This window comes from Candidatus Avoscillospira sp. LCP25S3_F1, assembly GCF_052117125.1.
In the GTDB taxonomy this organism is placed as follows: domain Bacteria; phylum Bacillota; class Clostridia; order Oscillospirales; family Oscillospiraceae; genus Avoscillospira_A.
The window spans coordinates 17,460-41,781 of the sequence record NZ_JBQKJT010000015.1; the positions used below are offsets into that span (position 1 = coordinate 17,460).

At 60.2% G+C, this 24,322-nt stretch carries 23 protein-coding genes; 15 read left to right on the forward strand and 8 right to left on the reverse strand.

Features of this window, described 5'->3' with window-relative positions:
• Positions 1-27: 27 nt before the first annotated feature.
• From hfq to miaB, 6 genes are all read right to left on the reverse strand, one after another.
• Positions 28-267, reverse strand: coding sequence for an RNA chaperone Hfq (hfq, locus tag ACTQ33_RS13035; protein WP_441465035.1), 240 nt, complete (start codon positions 265-267; stop codon positions 28-30).
• 64 nt (positions 268-331) lie between these two features.
• Positions 332-1,279, reverse strand: a complete 948-nt coding sequence (gene miaA, locus ACTQ33_RS13040) for a tRNA (adenosine(37)-N6)-dimethylallyltransferase MiaA (RefSeq protein ID WP_441465036.1) — start codon at positions 1,277-1,279, stop codon at positions 332-334.
• 13 nt (positions 1,280-1,292) lie between these two features.
• On the reverse strand, positions 1,293-3,230 hold the full coding sequence (mutL, locus tag ACTQ33_RS13045; protein WP_441465037.1) for a DNA mismatch repair endonuclease MutL: 1,938 nt from the start codon (positions 3,228-3,230) through the stop codon (positions 1,293-1,295).
• Between the two features lie 4 nt (positions 3,231-3,234).
• Positions 3,235-3,954, reverse strand: a complete 720-nt coding sequence (locus tag ACTQ33_RS13050; RefSeq protein ID WP_441465038.1) for a CPBP family intramembrane glutamic endopeptidase — start codon at positions 3,952-3,954, stop codon at positions 3,235-3,237.
• Between the two features lie 18 nt (positions 3,955-3,972).
• Positions 3,973-6,600: a DNA mismatch repair protein MutS gene (mutS, locus tag ACTQ33_RS13055; RefSeq protein WP_441465039.1), complete on the reverse strand. Its 2,628-nt coding sequence runs from the start codon at positions 6,598-6,600 to the stop codon at positions 3,973-3,975.
• A gap of 110 nt (positions 6,601-6,710) precedes the next feature.
• A complete protein-coding gene (gene miaB, locus ACTQ33_RS13060; protein ID WP_441465040.1) occupies positions 6,711-8,114 on the reverse strand; it encodes a tRNA (N6-isopentenyl adenosine(37)-C2)-methylthiotransferase MiaB in 1,404 nt (467 codons plus the stop codon).
• A 188-nt stretch (positions 8,115-8,302) separates the two neighbouring features.
• Here miaB and ACTQ33_RS13065 point away from each other — a divergent pair, with 188 nt between their 5' ends.
• The 10 genes from ACTQ33_RS13065 to ACTQ33_RS13110 all read left to right on the forward strand — a co-directional run bounded on the left by ACTQ33_RS13065 (position 8,303) and on the right by ACTQ33_RS13110 (position 15,491).
• Positions 8,303-8,992, forward strand: a complete 690-nt coding sequence (locus tag ACTQ33_RS13065; protein WP_441465041.1) for a hydrolase — start codon at positions 8,303-8,305, stop codon at positions 8,990-8,992.
• Between the two features lie 104 nt (positions 8,993-9,096).
• A complete protein-coding gene (locus ACTQ33_RS13070; RefSeq protein WP_441465042.1) occupies positions 9,097-9,528 on the forward strand; it encodes an RrF2 family transcriptional regulator in 432 nt (143 codons plus the stop codon).
• A 194-nt stretch (positions 9,529-9,722) separates the two neighbouring features.
• Positions 9,723-10,043, forward strand: coding sequence for a PadR family transcriptional regulator (locus tag ACTQ33_RS13075; protein WP_441465043.1), 321 nt, complete (start codon positions 9,723-9,725; stop codon positions 10,041-10,043).
• Complete coding sequence (locus ACTQ33_RS13080; RefSeq protein WP_441465044.1) at positions 10,036-10,638, forward strand: DUF1700 domain-containing protein; 603 nt, start codon at positions 10,036-10,038, stop codon at positions 10,636-10,638. Before ACTQ33_RS13075 ends, ACTQ33_RS13080 begins: the two co-directional genes overlap by 8 nt.
• A complete protein-coding gene (locus tag ACTQ33_RS13085; protein ID WP_441465045.1) occupies positions 10,635-11,597 on the forward strand; it encodes a DUF4097 family beta strand repeat-containing protein in 963 nt (320 codons plus the stop codon). The genes ACTQ33_RS13080 and ACTQ33_RS13085 overlap by 4 nt, the downstream gene beginning before the upstream one ends.
• Before the next feature lie 179 nt (positions 11,598-11,776).
• Positions 11,777-12,961: a cysteine desulfurase NifS gene (gene nifS / locus ACTQ33_RS13090; protein WP_441465046.1), complete on the forward strand. Its 1,185-nt coding sequence runs from the start codon at positions 11,777-11,779 to the stop codon at positions 12,959-12,961.
• Position 12,962: 1 nt separating this feature from the next.
• Complete coding sequence (gene nifU, locus ACTQ33_RS13095; RefSeq protein ID WP_441465047.1) at positions 12,963-13,400, forward strand: Fe-S cluster assembly scaffold protein NifU; 438 nt, start codon at positions 12,963-12,965, stop codon at positions 13,398-13,400.
• Between the two features lie 157 nt (positions 13,401-13,557).
• Entirely contained in the window at positions 13,558-14,067 is a 510-nt protein-coding gene (locus ACTQ33_RS13100; protein ID WP_441465048.1) for a GNAT family N-acetyltransferase, read from the forward strand.
• A 51-nt stretch (positions 14,068-14,118) separates the two neighbouring features.
• Positions 14,119-14,733 (forward strand): GNAT family N-acetyltransferase, encoded by a 615-nt coding sequence (locus tag ACTQ33_RS13105; RefSeq protein ID WP_441465049.1) that lies wholly within the window; start codon positions 14,119-14,121, stop codon positions 14,731-14,733.
• Between the two features lie 32 nt (positions 14,734-14,765).
• Entirely contained in the window at positions 14,766-15,491 is a 726-nt protein-coding gene (locus tag ACTQ33_RS13110) for an HAD family hydrolase (protein ID WP_441465050.1), read from the forward strand.
• On the opposite strand, the gene ACTQ33_RS13115 is transcribed toward ACTQ33_RS13110, so the two are convergent.
• The gene (locus tag ACTQ33_RS13115) at positions 15,483-15,908 is read right to left on the reverse strand and encodes a hypothetical protein (protein WP_441465051.1); all 426 of its coding nucleotides are present in this window, start codon (positions 15,906-15,908) and stop codon (positions 15,483-15,485) included. The genes ACTQ33_RS13110 and ACTQ33_RS13115 overlap by 9 nt on opposite strands.
• A 253-nt stretch (positions 15,909-16,161) precedes the next feature.
• Between ACTQ33_RS13115 and rpsO the strand changes: the two genes are divergently transcribed.
• From rpsO to ACTQ33_RS13135, 4 genes are all read left to right on the forward strand, one after another.
• On the forward strand, positions 16,162-16,428 hold the full coding sequence (rpsO, locus tag ACTQ33_RS13120; RefSeq protein WP_441465052.1) for a 30S ribosomal protein S15: 267 nt from the start codon (positions 16,162-16,164) through the stop codon (positions 16,426-16,428).
• Positions 16,429-16,574: 146 nt separating this feature from the next.
• Positions 16,575-18,701: a polyribonucleotide nucleotidyltransferase gene (locus ACTQ33_RS13125; RefSeq protein ID WP_441465053.1), complete on the forward strand. Its 2,127-nt coding sequence runs from the start codon at positions 16,575-16,577 to the stop codon at positions 18,699-18,701.
• Between the two features lie 342 nt (positions 18,702-19,043).
• Positions 19,044-20,228 (forward strand): diguanylate cyclase domain-containing protein, encoded by a 1,185-nt coding sequence (locus tag ACTQ33_RS13130; RefSeq protein ID WP_441465054.1) that lies wholly within the window; start codon positions 19,044-19,046, stop codon positions 20,226-20,228.
• Positions 20,225-21,472 carry a GGDEF domain-containing protein gene (locus ACTQ33_RS13135; RefSeq protein WP_441465055.1) on the forward strand — a complete coding sequence of 416 codons (1,248 nt, stop codon included), beginning with the start codon at positions 20,225-20,227 and terminating at the stop codon, positions 21,470-21,472. The genes ACTQ33_RS13130 and ACTQ33_RS13135 overlap by 4 nt, the downstream gene beginning before the upstream one ends.
• Before the next feature lie 135 nt (positions 21,473-21,607).
• Here ACTQ33_RS13135 and ACTQ33_RS13140 read toward each other — a convergent pair whose 3' ends face one another.
• The gene (locus tag ACTQ33_RS13140) at positions 21,608-23,590 is read right to left on the reverse strand and encodes a SpoIIE family protein phosphatase (protein WP_441465056.1); all 1,983 of its coding nucleotides are present in this window, start codon (positions 23,588-23,590) and stop codon (positions 21,608-21,610) included.
• Positions 23,591-23,724: 134 nt separating this feature from the next.
• On the opposite strand from ACTQ33_RS13140, the gene ACTQ33_RS13145 reads away from it, so the two are divergent.
• Entirely contained in the window at positions 23,725-24,309 is a 585-nt protein-coding gene (locus ACTQ33_RS13145) for a CYTH domain-containing protein (protein WP_441465057.1), read from the forward strand.
• Positions 24,310-24,322: the final 13 nt, after the last annotated feature.

Below are 24,322 nucleotides of genomic sequence, written 5' to 3' on the forward strand. Positions count from 1 at the left end.
TTCCGACCCCGCGGGCCGGGTGAAGCGTCACGGCGCGGGGGTTGTCTGCTCCCGCAGCGACACGGCAACGGCGGGAGAAATGGTGGATATGGCGTGCTTGTAAATCATGTTCTGCCGCCCCTCCGACTGGATGATGACGGCGTAGTTGTCATAGCCGGTGACGACGCCGCGCAGCTGGAAGCCGTTCATCAAAAAAACGGTGACCTGGGACTGCTCCCGGCGGACGGCTTTGAGAAATTGTTCCTGTAAATTGTAAGGGTGTTGCATGGGTATCTCTCCTTTGTCTGTTCCGGCCTGGGGCCGGGAATGGGATACCCATAATCTACCATGTCTATGGTGCGAAATCCCCCGAAATGCCGTCCTCCAACAGATGAAGGGCCGTTTCCAGCGTCTGATGGGCGTCCGGTTCGTCGGGTTGGACAATCCAGGCAATGGCGGGATTGCGGCGGAACCATGTCAGCTGCCGTTTGGCGTAGCGGCGGGACTCCTGCTGGATTTTCGCCACGGCTTCCTCCATGGTGATCTCGCCCCGGAGTGCCGCCATGGGCTCCTTGTAGCCGATGGCCTGGAGACTGGTGGCCGTGGGCGGCACGCCCCGATCTAACAGGGCCTGAAGTTCCTCCAGCAGCCCCTGCGCCATCATCTGTTCCACCCGCCGGTCAATGCGGGCGTAGAGGGCGGCGCGGTTTACAAAATCCAGGCCAATCCACCGGGCCTCATAGCGGGGCGGCAGCAGTTTGGTCCGGCGGTTGTGCTCGGTGATGGTAACGCCGGTTTCCAGATAGACCTCGGCGGCCCGGATGATGCGCCGGTGGTCTCCGGCGGGAAGCCGTGTATAGGAATCCGGGTCCACGGTGCGTAACAATTCCCGAATGGGTTCGATGCCCTCCCGTGCCGCCTGCTCCTCCAGATGGCGGCGGTGACCCGTGGCGGGACAGGCGAAGGAGCGGCCCAGCAGCAGGCTGTCCAAATACAGCCCCGTGCCGCCGCAGACAATGGCCCGTTTCCCCCGCGCCAGAATATCCCGAAGGCATTGGTCCGCCATCTCCACATAGCGGCTGACGGAAAAATCCTCGGCGGGGTCAATGACGTTCATCATATGATGGGGGATGCCGTCCATTTCCTCTGCCGTAGGCGTGGCAGTGCCGATGTCCATATGGCGGTAGAGCTGCATGGAGTCACAGGACAGCACCTCGCCGTCCAGCGCCTTGGCCAGCCCAATGGCCAGACCCGTTTTTCCCGACGCCGTGGGTCCCACCACAGCGATGATATCGTGCATAGGGCGTTCCTCCTTAGCCGCGGCCGAACCGGCGTTCCAGCTGACCGCGGGTGACGGTGATGCAGACCGGGCGGCCGTGGGGACAATGCTGGATGTCAGGCCGGTACAAAACTTGGGCCACCAAATCGGCCAATTCGGCGTCGGTGGTATGCCAACCGGCCTTAATGGCTGCTTTACAGGCGATGGAATGGAGAATATGGTCCCGCAAAGCTGCCGGGTCCGCCCGGCGGCCCTCAGACAGGGCTGTGGCCAGGGCTTGCAGGGTGGCTTCGGCCTGCTCCTGGGGCAGATCGGCGGGAATTTGCCGCACCATCACAGCGACGTCGCCAAATTCTTCCACGGTAAAGGCGAACTGCTCCAACAGCTCCGCGTTTTCCAGCAATGCCGCCGCCTCCTGGCGGGATACCTCCACGGGAATGGGCGTCAGCAGCTGTTGGCCCATGATCTGCTGTTCCGAGGCCCGCAGCTTTTCAAACAGCAGCCGTTCATGGGCGGCATGCTTGTCCAAAAACAGCAGTTCTCCGTTCTGTTCAATGACAATGTAGGTGTTCAGGACTTCCCCCACAATGCGGTAATCGGGGACCTCCGGCATGGAAAGGGTCTGCTGCTCCGGCTCCACCGGTGCGGATTCCACAGCCAGGGGGGCGGTGGGGGAGCCGAAAGAGAGCATTTCCGCCTCCGTGGGCAGAAAGTCCAGCCGCTCCTCCGATTCGGCGTCGGACTGGCCAACGGGCGGGGCTGCTGGCGTCACCGGGGCCGCAATGGGAATCGGCGGTTCCACGGTGCGGGGGGCAAATACCGCTGACATGGTCTCTTTTTTCGGCGTGACTTTGGGGGCGTCGGCCACGGCCTGGGCAAACTCCCGGAACTGGGAGGCGTCCATGGTCTTGAAAAAATCCTGTTTCGGCTGGGGCGCGGCAGCGGGCGCCGGGTCCTTGGTCAACTTCAATTCGGGCCGGTCCACCGCGTGGGACAAGGCCCCCAACACACCGTAGTGGACGGCGTCAAAGACGGCCCGTTCCGACAGAAACCGGACCTCCGTTTTGGCCGGATGGACATTGACATCCACCAGATGGGGCGGCAGGTCCAGATGGAGTACGCAGCAGGGGAATCGGCCCTGCATCATCTGATTCTGATAGGCCTGTTCCAGGGCCGAGGTCAGCAGTTTGGACTTGACCGGGCGGCCGCCCACGAAAAAGTGCTGGCCCGACCGGTTGCCCCGGGTAGCCGTGGGCTTTCCCACAAAGCCCCGGAGGGTATAGTGTTCCCAATGGCTGTCCACCGGCACCAATCCGGCGGAAAACTGCCGCCCGTAGACGCAATAGACAGCACTGCGCAGGTCCCCGTCGCCGGGGGTGCTCAGCAGCTCCTGACCGTCCTTCAAAAAGCGGATGGCCACGTCGGGATGGGAAAGGGCCTGCCGCTGCACGGCGGCGAAGACGTGGGAGCTCTCGGTGGCGTCGGATTTCATGAACTTCATCCGGGCCGGGGTGTTGTAAAAGAGGTCCCGGACGAGAATGGTGGTGCCGTCGGGGCATCCGGCCTCGGTGTGTTCCGTGACCTGACCGCCCTCCAGATGGAGCGCCGTACCGGAGGCCGCCCCGGTGAGTCGGGTTAAAAGGTCGATGCGGCTGACACTGGCAATGGCGGCCAGGGCTTCGCCCCGGAATCCCATGGTCACAATGGACGAAAGATCATCGGCACAGCGCAGTTTGCTGGTGGCGTGACGGAGAAAGGCCGTCTCCGCGTCGTCGGGGCCCATGCCGCAGCCGTCATCGGTGACGCGCAGGAAGGTCATGCCGCCGTTTTGAATCTCCACGGTAATGTGTCTGGCTCCGGCGTCCACGGCGTTTTCCAGCAGTTCCTTGACGACGCTGGCCGGACGCTCCACCACCTCGCCGGCGGCGATGAGATCGGCCACATGGGCTGACAGCTGTTGAATGACTGCCATGCGATCAACCCAACCCTTCCAGTTGGAGTAGTCCCAGGCCCATGCCGTTGAGGATGGCATGGAGGATCATGGAGGCCCAAATGCTGTCGGCCTTGGAATAGGTCCAGGCCAGGGCGATGCCGCCGGGCAGATAGCCGATGGAGGCCAGCAGCGCGGCCTGCCAGCCGATCTGCGGAATATAGGCCACCACGTGGATAACGGCAAAGACAATCACGGAGACGAGGTAGGCGGCCAGGGGGCTGAGGCGGCGCAGATTGCCAAAGATGACACCGCGGAAAAGAATCTCTTCGGCAAAGGGGGCCAGGATGACGATGGAAATGGCCATGGTGGTGAATTGGGTCTTGGCCAGACCGCCCAGATAGTTGTCATTGGGCGAGGGCGGCACAATGCCCGTCAGCTGATAGACCATGCCCAGGAGCCACGTCAGGGCGTAGTACAGGACAAAGCCCAGGATGACGGCTTGGAGGAAGGGCCAGAACTTCCAGCGGCCCGTGGGAACAGAGGCCAGAAGCCACCGGCGGAACAGCAGGGCCAGAAAGAGGAAGTTCAGAGCAAAATACCAGAGGTTGGCCGTGACCTCCGCGGGCTTGACCTTCAGCAGGCCAAAGACCAGCTCCAGAACAAAGGACAGGCCGATCATATAGATGGGCAGATATACAATACCACAGATAATCTCAACCCGGGTCATGGAAGGGCCGGGAACACTCTTTTTCATCAATGCCATGGGGTCTCCTTTCTGTCCTTACAGGCCCTTGTCGGCCAGCTGTTTCAGCTGATACAGGGCGTTGAGTGCTTCAATGGGGGTCATGGTCTCCACGGTCATGGCCTGGAGCTTTTGCCGCAGTTCGTTGCCGGTCATATCCAGGAGCGATACCTGATCATCGGCAACGGGTGCCGCAGCGGGGGCGGGGACCGGCGCACCGTTGCCGGATTCCAGTTGGTGCAGCAGCTGCCGGGCCCGGCGGATGACTGAATCGGGCAGACCGGCCATTTTGGCCACGTCTACGCCGAAGGAATCGTCCGCCCCGCCGGGGACAATTTTCCGCAGGAAAATCACCTCATCCTGCTTCTTTTTTACGGCAATGTTGTAGTTTTTCACGCCTGGAAGCTCCTGCTCCATGACGGTCAGTTCATGGTAATGGGTGGCAAACAGCGTTTTGGCCCCCAGCTTTTTCCGGTCCGCCGTATGCTCCAGGACGGCCCGGGCGATGGCCATGCCGTCAAAGGTGGAGGTACCGCGGCCGATCTCATCGAGAATCAGCAGGGAGCGGGGCGTGGCGTTGCGGAGAATCTCGGCCACCTCCGTCATCTCCACCATAAAGGTGGACTGGCCCGAGGACAGGTCATCCGACGCGCCGATGCGGGTGAACAGCCGGTCCACAATGCCCAGCCGTGCCGATTTGGCCGGGACAAAGCTGCCCATCTGGGCCATGAGGACCATCAGGGCGACCTGGCGCATATAGGTGGATTTACCGGCCATATTGGGGCCGGTGAGAATGGCTACATTGTCGCCGCCGACGCCCAGGGTGGTGTCGTTGGCCACAAAGAGACTGCCCTCCAGCATCTGTTCCACCACCGGATGGCGTCCGTCCTTGATGACGATTTCGCCGGAAAAGTCCACCTCGGGGCGGCAGTAGTGGTTGTGAACGGCCACATGGGCCAGATTGGACAATACATCGGCGGTGGCTACGGCCCCCGCCGTCAGCCGCACCCGGTCGGCCTGTCCTGCCAGCCATTCCCGTACCTCGTTGAACAATTCGTATTCCAGGGAGGTGATGCGGTCCTTGGCCGTGAGAATGGTGTTTTCCAGCTCTTTTAATTCGGGGGTGATGTAGCGCTCGCAGTTGGTGAGGGTCTGCTTGCGGATGTAGTGGGCCGGAGCCTGTTCGCTGAGGCTCTTGGAAATCTCGATGTAGTAGCCGAAGACCCGATTGTATCCCACTTTCAGCGTCTTGATGCCCGTCAGTTCCTTTTCCCGGGCCTCGATTTCGGCCATAGCCCCATTGCCGCCGGACAGGATATCCCGGAGCCGGTCGGCCTCCTCGCTGTAGCCGGGGCGGATCAGCTTGCCCTCCCGGACCGTGAAGGGAGGATCGTCCACAATGGCCCGGTCGATGCGGGCTTTCAAATCAGAAAGGTCGTCCAGCTGTTCGGCCAGCGTCTGGGCCATGGACGAGTCCAACTGGCCCAGGGCGTGTTTCAATTCCGGCAGACAGGCGCAGCCGTTGGCCAGGGACAGCAGATCCCGGCCATTGGCCGTGCCGTTGACGATGCGGGCCATGACCCGTTCAAAGTCGGACACCTCCCGCAGCAGCTGCCGCAGTTCCTCCCGGTCCACGGTCTTCTGCACCAGTTCTTCCACAGCGGACAGCCGTTTGCCGATGAGGGCCGGGGAGAGAAGCGGTTTCTCCAGCCAGCTCCGCAGGAGCCGCCCGCCCAGGGCCGTAACCGTCTTGTCCAGGACCCACAGGAGACTGCCCCGCTTTTCCTTGGAACGCAGCGTCTCCGTCAGTTCCAGATTGCGGATGGCCGTCAGGTCCAGCTCCAAAAACCGGCCCGACAGATAGTAGTCCATGGCCCGGATGTGGCCCAGATCCGACTTCTGCACCCGATGAAGGGTGGCCAGCAGTGCGCCGGCGGCGCAGATCACCGCAGGCACGGCTTCCAGTCCCAGGGCAGCCAGACTCTGACGGAACTGCTGCTCCACCACAGCGGTGGCGGCGTCCAGGGCAAAAAGGGCGTCATCGCCCCGGTCCACGCAGCAGTGCAGGCGCGCTTGCAGGGCTTCCGGCAGCAGGGTCACCTCGCTGGCCTCGCCGCCCAGCAGCAATTCAGAGGGAGAGAAGCGGGCCAATTCGTTGATGGTCTGCTCCACAGCATGGGGGCCGGAGAGACAGGTGGCGTAGAAAGAGCCCGTGGATACGTCGCAGAAGCACAGGCCGAAGATACCGTCCCGGCCGTAGGCGCAGGCAAAATAGTTGTTGCGCCGTTCGTCCAGCATGGAGCTTTCAGTGACGGTGCCGGGGGTGACAATGCGGGTGATGTCCCGTTTGACCAGCCCCTTGGCCGTGGCTGGGTCCTCCATCTGCTCGCAGATGGCCACCTTGTAGCCCTTGGAGACCAGGCGGGCAATATAGCCTTCGCTGGAGTGGTAGGGAATGCCGCACATGGGGATGCGGTTGGGGTCGTTTTTCTCCTTGGTGCGGTCGCGGCTGGTGAGGGTCAGGTCCAGCTCCTGGGCAGCAGTGCGGGCATCGTCATCGAACATCTCGTAGAAGTCGCCGAGGCGGAAAAAGAGAATGCAGTCCGGATGATCGTTTTTGATCTGCCGGTATTGCTGCATCATGGGGGTCAGTTGCTGCTGGGCCATGTAGCGGCCTCCTTTGTGTGGGTGTAATAAAAAATATATCAAACTGCGCCGTGCAGGGCGGGGACTTGTCCATGTCCTGCACGCTGCGGTCATGGAATTTGGGTGGAATCTTATAGTTTTCCCATCAGGGACCAGGTGTTGGCGCCGGTAATGGTGGCGTCGGCATACTGACCGATGAGGTCCTCCGTACCGTTTTCCAGGCGGACCAGACGGTTGCCGCCGGTGCGGGCCGTCAAAACGCCGTCGTCCACGCCGTCCACCAGGACTCGGACCGTTTTGCCCACATACTCCCGGTGCTTCTCCTCGGAAATGCGGTTCTGTGCAGCGCACAGCCGGTCGAACCGGGCCAGCTTCTCCTGGCGGGTGGCCGGGTCGGGCATCTCCGCCGCCGGGGTGCCGGTGCGGGGCGAATAAATAAAGGTAAACAATGCGTCGTAGCGGACGCGCTCCACCAGGTTCAAGGTATCTTCAAATTCCGCATCGGTCTCGCCGGGAAAGCCCACAATGACGTCGGAGGTCAAAACGATATCGGGCATGACGGAGCGGGCATAGTCCACCAGCTCCAGATACTGCGCCGCCGTATAGCGCCGGTTCATCTCCTTGAGGACCCGGTCATTGCCAGCCTGGAAGGGCAGATGGATATGGCGGGCGATTTTGGGATACTGGGCCATGGTGTCAAACAGCTTTTTCGTGGCGTCCTTGGGATGGCTGGTCATAAACCGCAGCAGGAAATCGCCGGGCAGCTGGGCCAATTCCGCCAGCAGGTCCGCGAAGTCCACGCCGCATTGGAGGTCTTTTCCGTAGGAGTTGACGTTCTGCCCCAAAAGGGTGATATCCCGGCAGCCGCTCTCCACCAGCTCTTTCACCTCGGCGATGACATCCTCGGGTCTGCGGCTCCGCTCCCGGCCCCGGACGTAGGGTACGATACAGTAGGTGCAGAAGTTGTTGCAGCCGTACATGATGCTGACCCAGGCCTTGAAGGCACTGGAACGGACCACCGGCAGTCCTTCGGCAATGGAGCCGGCCTCGTCCTCCGTGGCAAAGACCCGCTTGCCCGTGTCCAGGACCCGGTACAGCAGGGAGGGAAACTCCCACAGGTGGTGGGTGGAGAAGACGCCGTCCACATGGACGTAGCTCTTGCGGATTTTTTCCGCCACGGCGGGTTCGCCCATCATGCAGCCGCAGAGGAAAATCTTCTGGCCGGGGTGGCGGCGCTTGGTGTGGACCAACGCGCCCACATTGCCCAGAACCCGCTGCTCAGCGTGCTCCCGGACGGCGCAGGTATTGATCACAATGACGTCGGCCCCTTCCTCGCCGTCTTGCATGGTGTAGCCGCATTGTTCCAGCATACCGCGGATGCGTTCGGAATCGGCCTCATTCTGCTGGCAGCCGTAGGTGTCCACAAAGGCTGTGGGCAAAATGCCGGCTTCTTCCCAGCGCCGCCGGATGCGGCCGCAGAATTCCTGCTGCTGGCGCAGCTGTTCCGATGAGATCACAGTGGTCTTACGTTCCAAGGGGGTATCCTCCCATTATCGTTCAAATATCATTTTATTTTACCAGTTTTTCGTGACGTTTGCAAGGGCGGCAGCGGGAAGAAACAAGGAAGAAAAACTTCACAATTTTGCAATATTCTCGAAAAAATTCTGTGATATGATAAGAAAATCCATAGCTGTATAGCGTGTTCCGGAAAGGGTGAGCAACCATGAAAACATTTCCTACACCGGTGGAAGGCGCTCTGCGCCGCGTGACCCTCAAGGTGCCCGAGTGCATTCGCGACTGCTCCGGTATTCTGGTCTTCGGCAAGCGGATCAAGTCCCTGGTCTTTACCACCGACGTCAGCATCATCCGCAATGTCAACGCCGACGCCGTCATTGCCGTCTATCCCTTTACGCCCCAGCCCATCATCACCCAGGCCCTGATGCTGGCCGCCGATATTCCGGTGTTTGTGGGCGTGGGCGGCGGTCTGACCCAAGGGCCCAGAGTGGTGAACCTGGCCATGTTCGCCGAAATGCAGGGCGCCATGGGCGTGGTGGTCAACGCGCCTACCACCAATCAGGTTATTGCCGAGGCGGCCCAGACCATCGACATTCCCGTGGTGGTCACCGTGGCCCGGGCCGACGAGGATTTCGAGGGGCGTATGGAGGCCGGCGCCAGCATTTTCAACGTCTCCGCCGCCGCCAATACACCCGAGGTGGTCCGCATTATCCGGCAGCGGTTCCCCAACGTCCCCATCATCGCCACCGGCGGCGCCGATGAGGATGCTATCCGCCGGACCATTGCGGCCGGCGCCAACGCCATCACCTGGACGCCGCCCTCCTGCGGCGAAATTTTCAAGGATATCATGAAGGCCTATCGGGAAGGACGCAGCTATGATTCGGTCCATCGGGACTAGATCCATAGGAAAAAACATATGAATAACATAGGCATTTTTATAGCTGCCTCTTGCGAGCCGAGCATTCCTATTGTATAATGGGGATAACCTGGGAGGTGTTGACCATGAAGATATCCACCAAGGGCCGCTATGCCCTGCGCATTATGATTGATTTGGCCCAACATCCGGGCGAGGACGCCGTTTCCCTGCGGGATATTGCCGAGCGGCAGGAGGTTTCGGCCAAGTACCTGGAGCTGATTGTCTCCGTGCTCAACAAAGCGGGCTTTGTCAACAGTACCCGCGGCAAGTCCGGCGGTTATCGCCTGTCCCGCAAGCCGGAGGAGTACACCGTGGGGTCCATCCTCAAGCTGACGGAGGGTTCGCTGTCGCCGGTGGCCTGCCTGGAAAACCGCCGCTGCACCTGCAGCCGCGCCACCCGCTGTGAGACGCTGCCGCTGTGGCTCCGCCTGGACCAGCTGATTGACGACTATCTGGAGAGCGTCACTCTGCGAGACCTGGTGGACCAGACCATCGCATCGGAAGTGGAGGAGCACTGATTCACAAACGCCTGCCGACCATCGCGGCAGGCGTTCTTTGCCGCTGGGATTGTGGGGTTTGAAACGATGGACGCAAACAGCAGGGAGGGCTGCGGCCCCGCTGCTGTTTTTTTGTGCCTGAAAAAATTTTTCTGGAGATGCTTTACAAGGCTTATACTTCGTGATATGATGTATTACACGAAAGGAGGTATTATATGGATATTCAACTGAAGCGGGGCCTTTTGGACGTCTGTGTGCTGGCGGCCATCAAAAGCGAGGATTCCTACGGCTACAAAATCATTAAAGATATGAAGCCGTATATTGCGTTGTCTGAATCGACGCTGTATACCATTTTGAAACGGTTGGAAACGGCCAAGATGCTGACGGTCCGAACGGCGGAGCACGGAGGCAGGCTTCGGAAGTACTACCATATAACAGAAGCGGGGCTGGAGCGGATTGAGGAATTCAAGGAAGAATGGAAAGAAATTCTGGCCATTTATCAATTTGTGACAAAGGAGGATGGGGAGGATGGATAAACAGACATTTCTGGCGCGGCTGCGGACGGGGCTGTCCGGCCTGCCGCAGGAGGATATGGAAGAGCGCCTGACGTTTTACAGCGAGATGATCGATGACCGGGTGGAAGAGGGCTGTACCGAAGCGGAAGCCGTGGCGGAGATCGGCCCGGTGGAGGCGGTGCTGTCGCAGATCGTGGCGGAGATTCCTCTGACGAAACTGGTCAAGGAGAAAGTGAAGCCCAAACATACGCTCCGTCCCTGGGAGATTGTGCTGCTGCTGGTGGGCTCGCCGCTGTGGCTGTCCCTGCTGGTCAGTGCCGCCGCCATTGTATTGTCTTTTTACATCGTTGTATGGTCGGTGATCCTTTCCCTGTGGCTGGTGGAAAGTGCGCTGATCGGCTGTGCATTGAGCGGTGTGGTCCTGGGCGTGGTGTTTGCCGGCCGGGGCAATGTGTTGGCGGGCATTGCCGTCGTCGGTGTAGGGCTGACCTGTGCGGGCCTGTCCATTTTCCTGTTCTTCGGCTGCAAGGAAGTGACCAAAGGCATTTTGCGTCTGACCGGGCAACTGATCCTGGGACTGAAAAATTGCTTTGTCAAAAAGGAGGCGGCAGCATGAGTAAGATGGTAAAAGCGTGGCTGATGATTGCGACGGTCCTGGTGGTGCTGGGCGTCCTGATGTTCGGTGTGGTCATGACCATCAACCGCTGGGAATTTTCCAGGCTCGGCACGGTAAAATATGAGACGAACACCTATGAATTCGATGAAGAAATCCGGGACCTGTCCATCCATACCGACGCGGCGGACCTGCTGTTTGTCCCGTCCGACGACGGAAGCTGCAAAGTGGTCTGCTATGAACGGCAGATGATGCACCACACCGTGGAGGTGGAAAACGGCACGCTGTTCATTCGTGCGGTGGACGCGAGAGCGTGGTATGAATCCATTGGCATCACCTTGGAAACGCCGAAACTCACCGTTTATCTGCCCCAAAAGGAATACAGCGCCCTTGTCATCGACGGCAGCGTGGGCACGGTGGAGCTGCCCGACGCGTTTTCGTTTGAAAGCGTGGAGATCTCCGGCGATACCACCAACGTCCTGTGCCGGGCCTCCGTCTCCCAACAGATCAAGATCACGCTGGATGTGGGAGACATTCAGCTGGAACATCTGTCGGCGGATTCCCTGGAACTTACGTCGGATACCGGCGATGTGACTGTTTCTTCCGTGACCTGCGCCAATGCAATGCAGGTGGAAGTGGACACCGGCTCGGCCCGGCTCACCGATGTGGCATGCGGCAGTCTGACGGCAACCGCCGACACCGGCGACATTCTGCTGGAGCGGGTGACGGCCACCGGCGCCATGACGCTCCAAAGCGAAATCGGCGCGGTACAGTTCCTCGGCTGCGATGCCGGAGAACTCCACATTGTGACCGATACCGGTGACGTGACAGGCACTCTGCTGTCGGAAAAAGTGTTCCTGGCGGAAAGCGACACGGGGGAAATTGACCTTCCCAAAACCGTCACCGGCGGCGTCTGCGAGATTCGTACAGACACCGGCGACATTCAAATTCAATTGGAGTAACACAGGGGCGCGGGCCGTGAAAAACCCGCGCTCTTTTCCTGCAAAATATTTTCCTAGGAATTTAATAGGTTTATCTTGACAGCGGGGAAATTATGGTGTAGTATAAGCACATAAAACAGATAGGAATAAAGGGAAAGAAAATTTCCCGATGTGTGCATCATAGAAACGAGGAATGTATCATGCTGCGAGTTTACGCTGACAACGCGGCCACCACCGCCATGAGCCCTGCGGCCAAGGCCGCCATGCTGCCGTATTTCGATGAAATCTACGGCAACCCCTCCAGCCCCCACAGCTTTGGGCAGGCGGCGGCCGCCGCTTTGCAGGAGTCCCGGGAAACCGTGGCCCGCTGCCTGGGGGCCACGGCCGACGAGATCACCTTCACCTCCGGCGGCAGCGAGGCCGACAATCAGGCCATCCTGTCCGCTGCGGCGGCAGGGGAGAAGCAGGGCAAGCGCCATATGATCTCCACGGCCTTTGAACACCACGCCGTCCTCCACACCCTGCAAAAGCTGGAGCGCCAGGGATGGGAAATCACCCTGCTGCCGGTCCACGAGGACGGTATCGTCCGGGTGGAGGAAGTCAAGGCGGCCATTCGCCCCGATACGGCGCTGATCACCATTATGTTCGCCAACAACGAAATCGGCACCATCCAGCCCATCGCGGAGATCGGCGCGGTATGTCGCGAAAAGGGTGTGTTGTTCCACACCGACGCCGTCCAGGCGGCAGGTCACCTGCACATCGACGTGGCGGCCCAGAACATCGATCTGCTGTCCCTGTCGGGCCACAAATTCCACGGTCCCAAGGGCGCGGGCGTCCTCTACGTCCGCAAAGGCGCCCTGCGGCTGCAAAACCTCATCGAGGGCGGCGGCCAGGAGCGGGGCAAACGGGCCGGTACGGAAAACCTTCCGGCCATCGTGGGTATGGCCGTGGCGCTGGACGAGGCCTGCAAGCATCTGGATCAGCATACCGCCTATGTGACGAAGCTGCGGGACCGGCTCATTGCGGGGCTTTCTCAAATCCCCTATGCCCGGCTCAACGGCAGCGCTGAGCACCGTCTGCCCGGCAATGTCAATTTCAGTTTCCCCGGCGTGGAGGGCGAGGCATTGCTGCTGCTGCTGGATTCCATGGGTGTGGCCGCTTCCTCCGGTTCGGCCTGCACCTCCGGTTCTCTGGACCCCAGCCATGTGCTGCTGTCCATTGGTCTGAGCCATGAAGTGGCCCACGGCTCTCTCCGTCTGAGCCTGTGCCACACCAATACAGAAGAAGAAGTCGATCACATTCTGGCCGTGGTACCTCAGGTGGTCCAGCGGCTGCGGGATATGTCTCCCGTGTGGAAAGATATGATGAAGAAGGAGGCCGTCTGAGATGGCATACAGTGCAAAGGTCATGGACCATTTTATGAACCCCCGCAATGTGGGCGAGCTGGACAACGCCAACGGCGTTGGCGAAGTGGGTAACGCCAAGTGCGGCGATATTATGAAGATCTACCTGGATATCCAGGACGATGTCATTCAAGATGTACGCTTCAACACCTTCGGCTGCGGCGCGGCCATTGCCACCAGCTCCATGGCTACGGAGCTCATCAAGGGCAAAACCATTGAGGAGGCCATGGAACTGACCAACAAGGCCGTGGTGGAGGCCCTGGACGGCCTGCCCCCCGTAAAGCTCCACTGCTCCGTCCTGGCAGAGGAAGCCGTCCAGGCGGCGCTGCGGGACTACTATGAGCGCAAGGGCGCGCCGGTGCCGGAAAAATTGCAGCCCCGCTGCTCCGGCAGCTGCGATCATTGCCACTGCCCGGCATAACCGTTTTTGTCAACAGTTCAATACAAATAGATACCCCCCAACGCCGCCGCCGTCCCTGCCCCCTTGGGACGGCGGCGGTGTTTTTACGATTTGTTGATTGCCGGTGGCCGGCAGTCGTAGTATAATGGGGACAAATTGTGAAGAAATGGGGGATACTGTGCAGTTAAAGCTGGTGAAGCTGTCAGAGCAGTACAGAGAGCAGCTCCGTGAGATGATGGAGGAATGGTGTGCTGCCGGGGAGCAAATTGTACCATATGCCATTGTAAAATCCGATTATCGTGCATTTGACACCTATCTGGACAACCTGGAGATCCGGGAACCGACCGACGGTCTGGTACCGGATTCCACATTTTTTTGTCTGGATTTGGACAGAAACCGCTTTGTGGGGGCCGTCAATATCCGTCACACGCTCAATGAATATTTGCTGCTGCACGGCGGCCATATCGGAGACGGCGTTCGCCCGTCGGAACGGCGCAAGGGGATTGCGACCAAAATGATCGCATTGGCCCTGGAGGAATGCCGTAACCTGGGGCTGGAGAAGGTGCTGATGGTATGCGACAAGGACAATATTGCATCCGCCAAGAGCATCCGAAACAACGGAGGGGTTTTGGAAAACGAAATCGAAACGGATGGCGTGGTGGAACAGAGATACTGGATCACGGTATAACTCGGATTTGATGTGCCGAACAATGATTTATGTACTGGGGAACGGGATAAAATGCAGAATGAACTCTTGTGTTTGACACCGGCGGAGCCGTGGCTGGCGGAACCGGCGGCGGACTATTACCGGCGGAACCGTGCGTTTCTAAAGGACTTTGAGCCGGTGCGGGAGGAACGATTTTTCACAGCCGACGGCCAGCGGGAGGTTTTGGAAAAGGAATTGCGGGACCGGGAAGCAGGCCGGGGGTATCGGTTTTATATCCAACCGGCAGAGCGGCCCCATCACATCATCGGCGTCATTGGTCTGAACAATGTGGTGTGGGGAGCGTTTCGTTCCGCGTTCCTGGGATATAAGCTGGACAGGGACTATGTCAATCGGGGCTATATGACGGCGGCGGTGTCCATGCTGGTGGACTATGCCTTTCAGGAATTGCACCTGCACCGTATCGAGGCCAATGTCATGCCGAGAAACCACGCGTCGCTCCGGGTCCTGGAAAAGAACGGGTTTGTGTGCGAGGGGCTGTCCAGGTATTACCTGCAAATCAATGGGGTGTGGGAGGACCACGTCCATATGGTAAAGCTGAACGACGCCATGCACCGGCCGCCGGATGGGACCGGCGCAAGGGAACGGAAACCGTCCTCTTGCGTTTTTTGCCGGTCTCTGGCACAATAGCGTTGTACTATGGAAAAAAGGAGCGCATGTACATGGCTTTTACAACTGCACCCCGTCCGGTGGTCCTCTTCGACCTGGACGGCACCCTGCTGCCGCTGGAAATGAAACCCTTCACGGAAGCCTATTTCGAAACCCTCTGCGGCCGCTTTCCCCAGTTCAATCCTCAGGATGTGGTAAAGGCTGTCTGGGCCGGTACCGGAGCCATGGTGAAAAACGACGGCTCCCGCACCAACCGGGAGGCCTTTGCCGCGGTGTTTTCTCAGGCATTGGGCGTGGATTACTACGACCAGGAGCCGGAATTTCTCGACTACTACGCCAAGGAGTTCCAGCGCTGCGTGGACGTGTGCCGTCCCTCGGAACTGAGCCGGAAAATCGTCACAACCCTGCAAGACAAGGGCTATACGGTGGCCGTGGCCACCAATCCCATTTTCCCCGAGATCGCCACCCTGTCCCGGCTCCGCTGGGCCGGCCTGGAGGACGTGGAGTTCCCCCTGGTGACCACCTTTGAGACCAGCACCTACGCCAAGCCCAACCCCGACTACTACCGTCAGGTGTGCGCGCGGCTGGACGTGCAGCCGGGCGACTGCATCCTCGTCGGCAACGATGTATTGGAGGACGGCGCAGCCCAATCCCTGGGCATGGAGGTCCTGCTCATTGCGGACTGTCTCGTCAACGAAAAGCAGCTGCCCACGGAGGCGTTCTCCATGGGCAGCCTGGAAGACCTTCTGGCCTGGGCCGAAGCGCTGCCGTCAGCGTAACCGGCTGACGGTGACGTTGAGCAGCTGATAGGATGTATTCAGACTGCCGGTATTGGTAAAACTCAAGGTGTTGACGGCCCGGGGCAGGGTGATGACAAAGGTGCTGTTCAGCGGCGCGCTGCCGTCGTCGGGCACCGTGGCGAAGCTGCCGCCCCGGGGGAAGGGCACGCCGTTGAACCGGGGTGCAGTGCCCAGGGTGGCCGTGTCGGACGCTGCCGGTTCCGCCGCCGAAGCGTTGACGCTGTAGGCGATGAGATACCGGCCGCCGGGCAGATACACCGTGGATGAGGGTTCTGTATCCTCGGCGGGGCAGTACCGGGCCATCAGCAGTTCACCCGCCGGGGCCGCCTGCTGGACCGCGTAGCCGAAGTAGCGCACGTCGCCGGTGCGGTCGTTGGATTCATAGGGATTCCACATTTCAAAATTCCTCCTTTCCCGACAGTCTATGATGGGCGACCGCTGGAGGTGCGCCCAAATGGTTCTGAAATTTTTTTAAAATCGGGGAAAAAACCTTTACATTCTGGGTATCCTGTGATATTGTAGTATAGCTAACGCACAGTTAGCGGACCCCGCGCTCAGTTCCGGGACAGCGCCGCTGTTCACAGGGCATTTCCGCCAGCCCGGTACTTAGCCTGAGGGAGAATATTTTTTATGAAAGGTGGATCATCCCATGATTCTGAAGGAAACCAAGGCCAAGGTCATTGCCGAGAACGCTACCCACGAGGGCGACACCGGTTCCCCCGAGGTCCAGATTGCCATTCTCACCGCCCGCATCAACGAGCTGACCGAGCACCTGCGCGTGCACAAGCACGACAACCACAGCCGCCGCGGTCTGCTGATGATGGTCGGTAAGCGCCGCAACCTGCTGGACTATCTGGCCCGCAAGGACATCAACCGCTATCGTGCGATCATTGCCAAGCTGGGCATCCGTAAGTAAGTAACCCATAGGGGCGGCCTTTGGCCGCCCTTTTTTAAAAGAGAATGACACGGAGAAGGTTAGCAGTTGAAAGAACTGCTGCGCTTGCGGCGGCTGTTTCAAGTGCTAACGTTCCGTGTCCTTCGCAGCTGTGAAAGGAGATCTCAATGATTACACAGAAGCAATTCCCCAACCACCACATTTTCGAGACTGAAATCGGCGGCCGTACCTTCACCGTGGAAACCGGCAAGGTGGCCGAGCTGTGCAACGGCGAGTGCATCTGCCGGTATGGCGACACGGTGGTTCTGGTCACCGTCGTGGCCTCCTCCGCTCCCAAGAGCGGCATCGACTACTTCCCCCTGACCATCGAGTTTGAGGAGCGTATGTACGCTGTGGGCCGCATCCCCGGTTCCTTCAACCGCCGCGAGGGCCGTCCCTCCGAGCGCGGTATCCTCAATTCCCGCCTGATCGACCGCCCCATGCGCCCCTTCTTCGACGATGAGCTGCGCAACGATGTGGTCATCACCTGCACCGTCCTGGCCAACGACTACGACAATCCCGTGGAAGTAGTCGCCTCCCTGGGCGCGTTCATCGCCACCGCCTACTCCGACGTGCCCTGGAACGGCCCCATGGCTACCACCGAGGTTGCCTATCTCAACGGCGAGTATATCATCAACCCTTCTTCCGAGCAGCGCCGCGAGGCCAAGATGTTCTGCTGCATCGCCTCCACCGCCGAGAAGGTGGTCATGATTGAAACCGAGGCCGACGAGGTCCCCGAGGATATCCTCATGGGCGCCATCCGTCTGGCCCACGAGACCAACCAGAAGATCGTGGCGTTCATCAACACCATCGTGGACGCCATCGGCAAGCCCAAGTTCACCTTTGAGAAGGCCGCCGTCAACCATGAGATGCTGGACGATCTGATGGCCTACGGCATGGACCAGATCGAGTACGCCCTGGACACCCCCGACAAGAATGTGCGTGAGGAGCGTCTGGCCAAGACCCGTCTCGACTTCGCTGAGAAGTTCGCAGAGAAGTACGAGGACTACGAGCAGCACATCGAAGTCTGCCTGTACAAGATGCAGAAGAAGGTGGTCAAGAAGTGGCTGCTGGCCGGTAAGCGCGTCGACGGCCGTCAGATGGATGAAATCCGTCCCCTGTCTGCCCAGGTCGGCGTGCTGCCCAGAGTCCATGGCTCCGGCCTGTTCACCCGCGGCCAGACCCAGGCCCTGTCCATCTGCACCCTGAACACCCTGTCCATGGAGCAGAAGCTGGACACTATCTACGACGAGGAGACCAAGCGGTATATCCACCACTACAACTTCCCGTCCTTCTCCACCGGCGAGGCCCGGGGCAGCCGCTCCACCTCCCGCCGCGAGATCGGCCACGGCAATCTGGCTGAAAAGGCATTGCTGCCCATGATTCCTTCCGTGGAGGAGTTCCCCTACGCCATCCGCGTGGTCAGTGAGATCATGTCCTCCAACGGTTCTACCTCCCAGGCTTCCATCTGCGGCTCGACCCTGGCACTGATGGATGCCGGCGTACCCATCAAGCGCCCTGTAGCCGGTATCTCCTGCGGCCTGATCTCCGAGCCGGAAACCGGCGAGTGGAGAACCTTTATCGACATTCAGGGCGTGGAGGACTTCCACGGCGAGATGGACTTCAAGGTGGCCGGTACCACCGAAGGCGTCACCGCCATTCAGATGGACCTGAAGAACGACGGCCTGACCATGGAGATCATTGAGAACGCCCTGGAAATCTGCCGCAAGGCCCGCCTGGAGATTCTGGAGCAGATCATGCTGCCCTGCATTGACAAGCCCCGTGACCATGTGTCTGAGTATGCCCCCAAGATGCTGTCCATCAAGATTCCGGTGGATAAAATCCGTGAGGTCATCGGCTCCGGCGGCAAGACCATCCAGAAGATCTGTGCCGATACCGGCGCCAAGATCGATATTGATGACGACGGCTCCGTGTTCATTTCCGCCATCGAGGGTTCTGCCGCTGAGGCCGCCAAGAAGATGATCGACGACATCTGCTTTGTCCCCGAGGTGGGCAAGCTGTATTACGGCAAGGTGGTTCGCATTCTGCCCATCGGCGCCTTTGTGGAACTGGTGCCCGGCAAGGATGGTCTGGTCCACATCTCCAAGCTGGAAAACCGCCGCGTGGAGAAGGTGGAAGATGTGCTCAACATTGGCGATATGACTTGGGTCAAGGTCATGGAGATCGACGAGAAGGGCCGCGTCAACCTGAGCCGCAAGGATGCCCTGCGGGAACTGGCCCAGCAGCAGAAATAAGCGCTGCCCAGTGAGATTGGCGTAATTAAACGGGGTGCTGCAAGATGCACACCCCGAGCAAAATGCCCAACTCCGCATGTGGAGTTGGGCATTTTATGTCACCTGCGGGCGGGAGATGGGACGCCAAGCGGCCAGTTGCTCTTGACCTGCGGCCACTTCCCCTTGGGGGCGCAAGACTGTGACGTTCGTACTTCCTATGCCGAGTGATTTCTATATCATTTCAAATCAAGCTATTTGGTGACAGTCCCTTTTTACACGTTCTTGACAGGATATGGAATACATAGGTATAATTGCACTGACATAGAACCACTTGCAAGCGGACAGGAGAGGAGGAGACTGGATGTGAACGTGGCACTGGTGGTGCTGCTGATGGTGACGGTGATAACGGAGAGCCACATGCGCCTGTTGATTTGGCGGAAAAACGGTCTGGGGCGGTTGTCCGGGCGTGCGCACCTGGGGTATACGCTGCCGGCCGTTGTGCCGTCGCTGGCCATGCTGCTGCCTCCCTTTCGTCTGCCGGTTTTCTACTTGCTGTTTTTCCTGCTGTGTGCTCTCCAGGAGCGCATTGTGCCTACGCCCAAGCATATGTTCAACTATTCGGTCCGCATGCGGTTCGCTGTCTTCGGCTGCATCCATATGACCGTATTGGGGCTGATGTCCCTGATATTAGCCCGGTGGGACAGCGATCTGGTGGTAGACCGAGGCGTCATGCTGAGTACCAGCGCAGCCTTTGCCATGCTGCTGACGGCGGCCATCAAGTGTACATCCCTGCTCAGCCAGAGCCGAATGGACTTCCAGATTGAGCCGGAGGAACAGCGGGACTTCCGTCACCTCTACTCGTTTCTCAATCTGACGGTGGCCTACCTGTTTTTGCAGGCAGGGCTGTCCCAGTTTCGCTTTCCGGTCGATCCGCATATGGCGGTGCTGCTGTGCAGCAACCTGATTACCCTGATTTATATCAGCTGCTATCTCATCAGCCTGACGGAGATTCTGCGGAAATTCCATGCGGAAAATAGCTATTACAGCCTGTCGGCATCGTTGATGGCGTCCAACCTGCGTCTGGATACTCTGCGCAGCAACGCCCACTTCGATAACCTCACCGGCGCCCGGTCCCGGGGCTTTGCGCTACAGGCGCTGAACCAGCTGATCCGCTATCAGACGGCCTTTTCCATGGCCTATTTGGACCTCAATGGTCTCAAGAAAATCAATGACACCCTGGGCCATGCTGCCGGTGACGCCTATTTGCGGCGATTTGCCGCCAGCGTGCAGAAGCAAATCCGGGACACTGATATTCTGGCCCGGATTGGTGGTGACGAGTTCCTTCTGATTTTGCTGGGCTGTTCCAGGGATAACGCAGAGAAGCGGCTGGACGTCATCCGCCGCCGCATGGCCGAAGACATTGACCAGTTCGCCTTCGGCGCCGGTGTGGTAGAGAGCAGTGAGGCGGACAATCTGGAAGATCTGCTGTCGCTGGCTGACCAGCGTATGTACAGCGATAAGAAGCGGGGCGAGGAGGTCGCGGTATGACGAGACAAGTGCTCCTCCTAGTGGGATATCTGCTCAGCATGTTTCTCTTTCACCGGGGCACGGCTGTTTTGGCCGTGAGCCTGGACCGGGACCAGGCCAGCCGGGTGCCTTGGCGCTATGCCGTGATTCCGACGGCGATTAACAGTCCACTGTTTATTCTGTGCAATCTGGTCCATATCGGGCTCATGGGCAACTGGCTGATTATTTTGCCGGTGCTCTATCTGGAACTGCGGTATTTGATGCACATCCGTCGCTGGCTGGCCGTGGGTCTGGCACTGGAGACGGTGATTTGCGGCCTCAGCGCCATGCTGTTCTATCGGTCCCTGTTGGCCATCGTTCTGCAAAAGCCCCTGTATGCCTTCGCCAACAGTCTCCAGTCCACAGACCTTTGGGCGCCGGTGCCGGTGCTTTTGGGGCTTCTGTCAGGGTTCTTCGTGTTCCGGAGCTACGCCGATGCGCGGAAGCGGCAATCCATGCGGTATCTGCTGACAGGCGGGCATCAGCTCCGTTTTCTCGCGGCCAGCATGGTGCTGGTGCTGGTGTTTCTGGCCATGCAGGCCTACCTCTATGAAAACAACGGCGAGACGTCCAACAATATCCATACAAAGCTGTGGAGCCTGATCTCCTGCCTTTATATTTCTTTGGGCTATCTCTTTGCGCTGCGCTATGCCATTCGGGTCAGTATTCTCAGCTACATGAGCGATTGCAATGTGATTATGCAGCAGGACCTGGACCGGCGAGCTCGCGAGGAGGAGGCGCTGATGGAGACCATTGAGGTGGATGAACTCACCGGCGTGCTGACGCGTCTGACGGGTCAGCAGCGCATTTTGGAGGCGGCCCAGGTCCACCGGCAGCTGTGCCTTTGTATGGTGGATTTGGACGGTCTGAAATACGTCAATGACAACCTGGGCCATAAGGAGGGCGACCGCTATCTGCGGACGGTGGCGGAGGTTCTGCTCCAATGCTGCCGTCAGGGTAAGGATGTGGTCTGCCGCTATGGCGGCGATGAATTCCTGATGGCCTTTGTGGGGGCGGGACTGCCCAATGCCCGGCAGCGGATGCAGGCGGTAACCGCCACTCTGGCCCAACGGGCCAAGGAAATTGCTTTGCCCATGGTCCTCAGCTACGGCGTGACCCAGTGGGAGCCGGGGGAGTCCTTCGAGACCGTGCTGGAACGGGCCGATCAGGAGATGTACGCCATGAAAAGCCAACATAAAGCCGAAATGCCGGATCGTGTTCGATAGCCGGCAGCATATAAAAAGGACGTGCTGCGCAGAACAGCACGTCCTTTTGCAATGATTTGGGTCCTGTAAATTGGGAAATATTTCCCACTCGACGAACTTCGACAGAACTGTTGCCGCCGCCGTGGTACACTAAGGTCAGACCGCACCGGGTCGCAGGCAGATTGCCAGAGCCGTCCGGTCATCCTCTCCATCCGCTGCTGGCTGTCCGATCAGCGCAGCCGCAAGAGCCTTGGGGTCTCCATCCCCCCAGGCGGCGATCTGCTGCGCAGCCGATTCTCCACCGGCGCCATCACTGAGCAATACCAGCAGCGCTCCATCTCCCAGGGACAGCCCATACTCCGCCGCCTTGTGGCCTTCTCCAACCCCAAGGCCCGGCGGGGGTGCGGCTGTCCCAATGCGTTTGACGTGGGTCCCACGTTTCAAATAGGACGGGGCCGCGCCCCATTTATAGAGGGTCCCCTCGCCGGTGACCAAACTGACAGCCAGCAAATCCACCGTGGAAAAGCAGCCGTCCCCCTGGAGGATGTACGCGCCGTTGAGGGTTTCCAATGCCGCCGCCGGATGGACCCCAGCCCGAATCAGACCCGCTACGGTCCGGATGGCGGCGGCACTTTCGGCGGCGGCTTCGGGACCGGTGCCCATGCCGTCACACAGCAGCAGACAGTAGAGTCCCGACGGCGTCCGGAAGCAGGCGCCCCGGTCGCCGGACAGGGCTTGTCCGCCCCGGCCCGCCCCGGCCACCCCCAGTTCCGGCCGGTAGCGGAGTACCGGCTCCCGAACGGCCGGGTCCTCCGACGCCGTCTGCAATAAATAGTCCCGGAGAAACCGGTATTGCCGCACCAGAACCGCCCGGCTTTCCCGCAGGCGGCTGTCGTACTGTCGGCGGCATACCATGTCATCCAATCCCCGGTTGATGGCGGTAATGAGACCGTCCAGGCGGCAGCACCGGTCGGTGAAGCTGTGGGGAAAGTCGGACCGCTGGACGGCGCCCCGTTCCAGCATGGGCTGAGCCACGGCACAGAGGGCGTGGTACGTCTCACTGCTGTGTTGCTGCCAGCACTGGCCCCAGAGGACGCAGCCGCCGCAGACTTGATCGGAAGCACGGTCGAAGATCACGGAAGCCCCCGCCGGTTCCCGGCGGCGGCGGTCGTCCAGAGATTGGCCGATTTCCTCCAACACGGCCGCGGCCAGCTCCAGCCGGTGGGCTACCTGTTGGTGGCGGCTCTCCAAAGGCAGCAGGGAAGGGGGAATCAGCAGACCGGCCGCGGCCCCCAGACCGGCTGCCGGCAGCAGTTGGGGCATATCGCCGCCGGTGAGCAGAACCCCCAGAGCCACGGTCGTAAAGAACAGCAGGACCCGCAGGGGCCGGATGCGCACCGGAAGCCACAGGGTCACCAGGGAGGCGGCGCACAACAGTGCCGTCAGGCTCACGGTGGCCTGGGAGGATAAATCCACGGCCAGACCAGCGGCGGCGCAGATGGCCAGACCCGGCGCCGTACCGGAGGAGGCCGCACCCAGGGCCACGGCAGCTACCTGTCCCAATGTGATGCCCGCGGTCAGTTCTACGGCGGCACAGCCGCAGAGGGTACAGCCCAACAGCCAAAGCCGGTCCGCCGTTCGCCCCGCCAGCGCCCTGGAAAAGCTGCGGGTCACAGGATAGACCAGGGCCAGGCGAAGCCCGTACCAGACCAGCGCCGGTGGTGAGAAGCGGGCCTGGGCCAGAAACAGCAGTCCGGCCAGGGCGGTGAGCAGGGTGGCCAGAACGGCCATGCACCAGCGGGGCGGGTGCAGGCAGCCCACAACGCAGACGGCGGCAAACACCAAACCGGCGGCGGCTGCATATTCCAGGCCCAGCGGCATACCCTGAAAGTAGAGGTAGCCCAGAACGGCCCCCAGCATGGCGGCCAGAGACTGTAATGCCGAACCGGCCGCCGCCGTCAGGCAGACGGCCAGGGGCAGGGCCTGACTGCCCAATCGGGCCCCCGTCAGCAGCAGAGACAGGCCCATGGTGGTCACGGTGTGAATCAGAAGCCCCAGGACGCGGCTTCGCAGCACCGCCGCCAGGGGCGGGGCCATTCGGTCCGGCACGGATCGAATGGCGGCGAGGGTTTCTTTCAAGTTCTCCATCTCCCCATAGTGTTTTTTCAAAGTATAACAAAAACTGGAAAAATAACGTGTCGGGAAATGGCCCTTGTCACCAAGGGGTTTGGGTAGTACAATAGTGGAGCAATACCACAGAGAGGAAGGAACGTATGGGACGGGAACTGGAATGGAAATTTTCGGCGGATCGGGAGATACTGGACGCGGCGGAGCGGGAGCATCCCGGCGGCTGGCGGCAGATTGTCATGGAGACCCGGTATCTGGACACGCCGAGGAATGCGTTTGCGGCGCGGCGCTGGACCTTTCGGCAGCGCATGGAGAATGGCCGCTCCGTCTATTGCCTCAAGACGCCGGGCAGCGGCCAAGCCAGAGGCGAATGGGAGTGGCAGGGCGACGACGCGGTAACGGCCGTGGAACAGCTGACGGCGGCGGGCGCTCCGGCGGAGCTGCGGCAGCTGACCGACGGCCGGGACCTGCGGGAGGTCTGCGGCGCGGCGTTTACCCGCCGGTGTCTGACGGTGGCTCTGGGCAAGGCCCAGGCGGAGGTGGCGCTGGATGACGGCGTCCTGCGGGGCGGCGGTAAGGAAGTGCCCCTGTGTGAGATCGAAGTGGAGCATAAGGAGGGCGATGAGGAAATCACCCGCCGCTTTGCCGACACCGTGGCGTCCACCTACGGTTTAGCGGCTCTGACCGAGAGCAAGTTTGCCCGTGCCAACGCGTTGGCGAAAACCGTATGAATAATCAAAACGG

Excerpts from the sequence above, each read along its gene's own strand:
- hfq (WP_441465035.1), bottom strand. The coding sequence starts at position 267 with ATGCAACACCCTTACAATTTACAGGAACAATTTCTCAAAGCCGTCCGC.
- miaA (WP_441465036.1), bottom strand. The coding sequence starts at position 1,279 with ATGCACGATATCATCGCTGTGGTGGGACCCACGGCGTCGGGAAAAACG.
- mutL (WP_441465037.1), bottom strand. The coding sequence starts at position 3,230 with ATGGCAGTCATTCAACAGCTGTCAGCCCATGTGGCCGATCTCATCGCC.
- ACTQ33_RS13050 (WP_441465038.1), bottom strand. The coding sequence starts at position 3,954 with ATGGCATTGATGAAAAAGAGTGTTCCCGGCCCTTCCATGACCCGGGTT.
- mutS (WP_441465039.1), bottom strand. The coding sequence starts at position 6,600 with ATGGCCCAGCAGCAACTGACCCCCATGATGCAGCAATACCGGCAGATC.
- ACTQ33_RS13065 (WP_441465041.1), top strand. The coding sequence starts at position 8,303 with ATGAAAACATTTCCTACACCGGTGGAAGGCGCTCTGCGCCGCGTGACC.
- ACTQ33_RS13070 (WP_441465042.1), top strand. The coding sequence starts at position 9,097 with ATGAAGATATCCACCAAGGGCCGCTATGCCCTGCGCATTATGATTGAT.
- ACTQ33_RS13075 (WP_441465043.1), top strand. The coding sequence starts at position 9,723 with ATGGATATTCAACTGAAGCGGGGCCTTTTGGACGTCTGTGTGCTGGCG.
- ACTQ33_RS13080 (WP_441465044.1), top strand. The coding sequence starts at position 10,036 with ATGGATAAACAGACATTTCTGGCGCGGCTGCGGACGGGGCTGTCCGGC.
- ACTQ33_RS13085 (WP_441465045.1), top strand. The coding sequence starts at position 10,635 with ATGAGTAAGATGGTAAAAGCGTGGCTGATGATTGCGACGGTCCTGGTG.
- nifS (WP_441465046.1), top strand. The coding sequence starts at position 11,777 with ATGCTGCGAGTTTACGCTGACAACGCGGCCACCACCGCCATGAGCCCT.
- nifU (WP_441465047.1), top strand. The coding sequence starts at position 12,963 with ATGGCATACAGTGCAAAGGTCATGGACCATTTTATGAACCCCCGCAAT.
- ACTQ33_RS13105 (WP_441465049.1), top strand. The coding sequence starts at position 14,119 with ATGCAGAATGAACTCTTGTGTTTGACACCGGCGGAGCCGTGGCTGGCG.
- ACTQ33_RS13110 (WP_441465050.1), top strand. The coding sequence starts at position 14,766 with ATGGCTTTTACAACTGCACCCCGTCCGGTGGTCCTCTTCGACCTGGAC.
- ACTQ33_RS13115 (WP_441465051.1), bottom strand. The coding sequence starts at position 15,908 with ATGTGGAATCCCTATGAATCCAACGACCGCACCGGCGACGTGCGCTAC.
- rpsO (WP_441465052.1), top strand. The coding sequence starts at position 16,162 with ATGATTCTGAAGGAAACCAAGGCCAAGGTCATTGCCGAGAACGCTACC.
- ACTQ33_RS13125 (WP_441465053.1), top strand. The coding sequence starts at position 16,575 with ATGATTACACAGAAGCAATTCCCCAACCACCACATTTTCGAGACTGAA.
- ACTQ33_RS13135 (WP_441465055.1), top strand. The coding sequence starts at position 20,225 with ATGACGAGACAAGTGCTCCTCCTAGTGGGATATCTGCTCAGCATGTTT.
- ACTQ33_RS13145 (WP_441465057.1), top strand. The coding sequence starts at position 23,725 with ATGGGACGGGAACTGGAATGGAAATTTTCGGCGGATCGGGAGATACTG.